This window comes from Mesorhizobium intechi (genome assembly GCF_002879535.1).
Classification (GTDB): domain Bacteria; phylum Pseudomonadota; class Alphaproteobacteria; order Rhizobiales; family Rhizobiaceae; genus Mesorhizobium; species Mesorhizobium intechi.
In genome coordinates this window covers 1-1,082 of sequence record NZ_PNOT02000175.1, presented here as the reverse complement: position 1 = coordinate 1,082, position 1,082 = coordinate 1, and the positions used below count along the sequence as shown (strand labels likewise).

At 57.9% G+C, this 1,082-nt stretch carries 1 protein-coding gene; it reads right to left on the bottom strand.

Annotated elements, in window-relative coordinates:
- Window positions 1-789 (bottom strand): right-handed parallel beta-helix repeat-containing protein (locus C1D09_RS14910; RefSeq protein WP_143975039.1); only part of this gene is annotated, 789 nt, incomplete at its 3' end.
- Between the last annotated feature and the right edge of the window lie 293 nt (window positions 790-1,082).

Below are 1,082 nucleotides of genomic sequence, written 5' to 3'. Positions count from 1 at the left end.
GGCGCCGTTGGCATTGACGCCGACGCCGGCATTGGAACTGATCGTGGTGTTGACGATCGTCGCGCGTACCGGCGATGCCGCGGCGACGGACTTGACCGCCACCCCGTTGCCGGTGTTGCCGCTGACCAGGCTGTCGGTCAGTGCCATATTCATGGCGGAGGTGTTGCCGGTGCCGTCGACAAGAATGCCATTGGCGCTGTTGGTCAGCTCCACCCTGGACAGGATGGCATTGATGCCAACGGCGCCAGTCGTTTTGATAAGAATGGCGCCACCGGCTGCCTCGGCTATCCGCGTATCGCTTATGTAGAGTTCGCTGGCCCCGTTGGGAAGAAATTCGACGCCATTGCTGGTCACCCGCTCGATGTTGCAGTCCTCGATGTGCAGTTGACCTTGGCCGGTCATCCGCACGCCGTCGAGCCCGGTGCCCGCGCCGTCTATGTCGATGCCGCGAAGATGCACCGAGGAGCCGGCGGGCGTATTGACGACGATGCCGTTCACCAGGGCCGAGAGCACACCGCCTTCAGTCGTCTTGCAGTCGATGGTGATGGATTTGGTTATGGTGACCGTGCCAAAGCCGCCCGGATCCAGACAGTTGATCTCGCCGGCTGTCGCCGTCTTCGAGATGGCGCCGGCAAACGTCTTGCAAGGTGCCGTTCGGCTGCACGGATCGGCGTCGTTGCCGACGCCGGAAACCCAGGTCCGTGTCGCTTGCGCGGAAGCCGGCGCAGTCAGGAAGACTGATGCCAGAAGCAACACGGCGATTGAAAGGAAAAACCGTAAGACGTTCATTCGCCCCTCCTGAAATCTAGCCAACACCTGTGTCGGCCATTGAAAACCCACGTCGAAACCTTTGGGGGCAAAGATAAATGACGGAAGCGTGCAAGATACGTTCCATCTTCAAAAATGCGCTACCGATACAGCTTGACCCCCAAGCGGTTTTGATATTGCGCTCTATGAGCTTATGTCACAGAGACGGCTGTACCGCCGTATTTAACTATACATATAGCTAATAGGTTATTTCTGTAACAGGAAGATGTCGCCGATAAAAGTAAGGCGGGACATCACGGAGTATAGGGTTGGAT